The sequence below is a fragment of the Plantactinospora sonchi genome, assembly GCF_036422035.1.
Taxonomy (GTDB): domain Bacteria; phylum Actinomycetota; class Actinomycetes; order Mycobacteriales; family Micromonosporaceae; genus Plantactinospora; species Plantactinospora sonchi.
The window spans coordinates 1-4,092 of record NZ_JAZGQK010000014.1 but is presented as its reverse complement, the minus strand read 5'-3'; the positions used below and the strand labels follow the sequence as shown (position 1 = coordinate 4,092).

At 68.2% G+C, this 4,092-nt stretch carries 1 protein-coding gene; it reads right to left on the bottom strand.

Annotated features, from left to right (window positions below):
• Positions 1–92: 92 nt before the first annotated feature.
• A complete protein-coding gene (rpoB, locus tag V1633_RS17875; protein WP_331215483.1) occupies positions 93–3,524 on the bottom strand; it encodes a DNA-directed RNA polymerase subunit beta in 3,432 nt (1,143 codons plus the stop codon).
• Between the last annotated feature and the right edge of the window lie 568 nt (positions 3,525–4,092).

Genomic DNA, 4,092 nt, shown 5'->3' with positions numbered 1-4,092 from the left:
CTCGTAGCGGGGGGGGGGGGGGGGGGGGCGCCGCGGGGGGGGGGCCGGGGGGCCGGGGGGGGGGGCCCCCCCCCCCCCCCAACCCACACCACTCACACCTCTTCGACCGAGCTCGGCTCGCGCCGGGACAGGTCGATGCCGAGTTCCTCCGCTGCCCGGAAGACCTCGTCGTCGGTCTCGCGCATTTCCAGGGCCACGCCGTCGCTGGAGAGCACCTCAACGTTGAGGCACAGCGACTGCAGCTCCTTGAGCAGCACCTTGAAGGACTCCGGGATGCCCGGTTCCGGAATGTTCTCGCCCTTGACGATCGCCTCGTAGACCTTGACCCGGCCCAGGACGTCGTCGGACTTGATCGTCAGCAGCTCCTGCAGGGCGTACGCGGCGCCGTACGCCTGCATCGCCCAGCACTCCATCTCGCCGAACCGCTGGCCACCGAACTGCGCCTTACCACCCAGCGGCTGCTGCGTGATCATCGAGTACGGGCCGGTCGACCGAGCGTGGATCTTGTCGTCGACCAGGTGGTTCAGCTTGAGGATGTAGATGTAGCCGACCGCGATCGGGTCCGGCAGCGGCTCGCCGGAGCGACCGTCGAAGAGCCGGGCCTTACCGCTCGCGCCGATCAGCTGCTTGCCGTCCCGGTTGGGCAGGGTCGACGAGAGCAGACCGGAGATCTCCTCCTCCTTGGCGCCGTCGAAGACCGGCGTCGCCACGTTGGTGTCCGGCTCGGACTCGTGGGCGTCGATCGAGCGCAGCGCCCGCTTCCAGTCCGCGTCTTCCCCGTCGATCTTCCAACCGGTCTTGGCGACCCACCCGAGGTGGGTCTCCAGCACCTGGCCGATGTTCATCCGGCTCGGCACACCGAGCGGGTTGAGCACGATGTCGACCGGGGTGCCGTCCTCGAGGAACGGCATGTCCTCGACCGGCAGGATCTTGGAGATGACACCCTTGTTGCCGTGTCGGCCGGCGAGCTTGTCGCCGTCCTGGATCTTCCGCTTCTGCGCCACGTAGACCCGGACCAGCTCGTTGACACCCGGCGGCAGTTCGTCGCCGTCCTCCCGGGAGAAGGTCCGTACGCCGATGACCGTGCCGGTCTCGCCGTGCGGCACCTTCAGGGAGGTGTCCCGGACCTCACGCGCCTTCTCACCGAAGATCGCGCGGAGCAGCCGCTCCTCCGGGGTCAGCTCGGTCTCACCCTTGGGGGTGACCTTGCCGACCAGGATGTCGCCGGTCACCACCTCGGCACCGATCCGGATGATGCCGCGCTCGTCGAGGTCGGCGAGCATCTCCTCGCTGACGTTCGGGATGTCGCGGGTGATCTCCTCCGGACCCAGCTTGGTGTCCCGGGCGTCGACCTCGTGCTCCTCGATGTGGATCGAGGTGAGGGCGTCCTGCTGGACGAGGCGCTGCGACAGGATGATCGCGTCCTCGTAGTTGTGACCCTCCCAGGGCATGAAGGCGACGAGCAGGTTCCGCCCGAGCGCCATCTCGCCCTCGTCGGTGCACGGCCCGTCGGCGATGACCTGGCCGGCCTCGACCCGGTCACCCTCGAACACGACCGGCTTCTGGTTGACGCAGGAGCCGGCGTTCGAGCGACGGAACTTGTGCAGCAGGTACGTCCGCCGGTGGCCGTCGTCCTGGTGCACCGTCACGTAGTCGGCGCACAGGTCCTCGACCACACCGCCGACCTCGGCGACGACCACGTCACCGGCGTCGACCGCGGCCCGGTACTCCATGCCGGTGCCGACCAGCGGCGACTCGGCCTTGATCAGCGGCACCGCCTGGCGCTGCATGTTCGCGCCCATCAGGGCCCGGTTGGCGTCGTCGTGCTCGAGGAACGGGATCATCGCGGTCGCGACCGAGACCATCTGCCGCGGCGAGACGTCCATGTAGTCGACCGCGGTCGGGGCGACGAAGTCGACCTCGCCACCCTTACGGCGGACCAGGACCCGGTCCTCGGCGAACTCGCCGTCGCTCTTCAGCGGGGCGTTCGCCTGGGCCAGGACGAACCGGTCCTCCTCGTCCGCGGTCAGGTAGTCGATCTGGTCGGTGACCCGGCCGTCGACGACCTTCCGGTACGGCGTCTCGATGAAGCCGAACGGGTTGACCCGCCCGAAGGTCGAGAGCGCGCCGATCAGACCGATGTTCGGGCCTTCCGGCGTCTCGATCGGGCACATCCGGCCGTAGTGCGACGGGTGCACGTCCCGGACCTCGAAGCCGGCCCGCTCCCGGGACAGACCACCCGGGCCGAGCGCGCTCAGCCGGCGCCGGTGGGTCAGGCCCGCCAGCGGGTTGGTCTGGTCCATGAACTGGGACAGCTGCGACGTACCGAAGAACTCCTTGATCGCCGCCACCACCGGGCGGATGTTGATCAGGGTCTGCGGCGTGATCGCCTCGACGTCCTGGGTGGTCATCCGCTCGCGGACGACCCGCTCCATCCGGGAAAGACCGACCCGGACCTGGTTCTGGATGAGCTCGCCCACGGTACGCAGCCGGCGGTTGCCGAAGTGGTCGATGTCGTCGGCCTCGTAGCCCTCCTCACCGGCGTGCAGCCGGCAGAGGTACTCCACGGTGGCGACGATGTCGTCCTCGGTCAGCGTGCCCGTGGTGATCGGCACCTCGAGCTGGAGCTTCTTGTTGAACTTGTACCGGCCGACCTTGGCGACGTCATACCGCTTCGGGTTGAAGAAGAGGTTGTCGAGCAGGGTCTGGGCGTTCTCCCGCGTCGGCGGCTCACCCGGCCGCAGCTTGCGGTAGATGTCGAGCAGCGCCTCGTCCACCCCGGCGATGTGGTCCTTCTCCAGGGTGGTCATCATCAGCTCGGACCAGCCGAACCGCTCGCGGATCTGCTCGTTGGTCCAACCGATCGCCTTGAGCAGGACGGTGACGGCCTGCCGGCGCTTACGGTCGATGCGGACACCGACGGTGTCGCGCTTGTCGATATCAAACTCCAGCCAGGCACCCCGGCTCGGGATGACCTTGACGCTGGACAGGTCGCGGTCGGAGGTCTTGTCCGGCTGCTTGTCGAAGTAGACGCCCGGGGACCGGACGAGCTGGCTGACCACGACGCGCTCGGTGCCGTTGATGATGAAGGTGCCCTTCGGCGTCATCATCGGGAAGTCACCCATGAACACCGTCTGGCTCTTGATCTCGCCGGTGGTGTTGTTGGTGAACTCCGCGGTCACGAACAGCGGGGCGCAGTAGGTCAGGTCCTTCTCCTTGCACTCCTCGATCGAGGCCTTGACCTCGTCGAAGCGCGGCGCGGAGAACGACAGCGACATAGTGCCGGAAAAGTCCTCAATGGGACTGATCTCGTCGAGGATCTCAGCGAGACCCGATCGGGCGTGCGGGTCGTCGGCCGACCGGCCCTGCCAAGCCTCGTTGCCGACCAGCCAGTCGAAGGACTCGTTCTGGATGGCAAGGAGGTTGGGGACCTCGAGGTGTTCGGTGATCCTGCCGAAGGAGATTCGGCGGGGCGCGAAAGCGCTCGACGTACGACTGGTCTTCGCAGGGCGGGAAGCTGCCAAGATGCGTCCTTCCGAGGACCGGTGCTGCAGAACGGCTGTTTCGCGTGCACTCCAATGGCCCCACTAGAAACGCCCAAAATCGGACATTCCGAGCAGGGGTCAAGTCGGAAGGCAGCGCAAACTAGCAGTGTAGCCGAGCGGCTAACCGCTGTCCAGCCCACCACGGCAGGGCGTCGGAAAACGTGTCGCCGGCCCCTCGGCCGGCCGCGCTCAACGCGCGTCACCCGTCCCGTACGCATCCCGCTAGGCCACTCGACCGGCGGCTGATGGTGCTGCCGCCGTCTTACCCAGGTGTCGGCCGTCGCAAGCGCGGAAGGTCTTGCTGATGTCAGCGTGCCTGCCGGTTCGTGCCGCGTCAAGGGCTGATGCCCGGGTCGGGTCACGTCTTTGTCGTCGGCGCCGGAGGACGTCAGCCGGCCGGTGGACCTCGGGGCCACCCCTCCGGCGACTCAAAGCCCTGATCACCGATGGTCGCAGGCTGTCAGCAGACGGAGACGGGGGGGGGGGCCCCGCCGGCGCCCCCCCCCCCCCCCCCCCCCCCGCGCCGCACACCACCCCCCGCCCCACC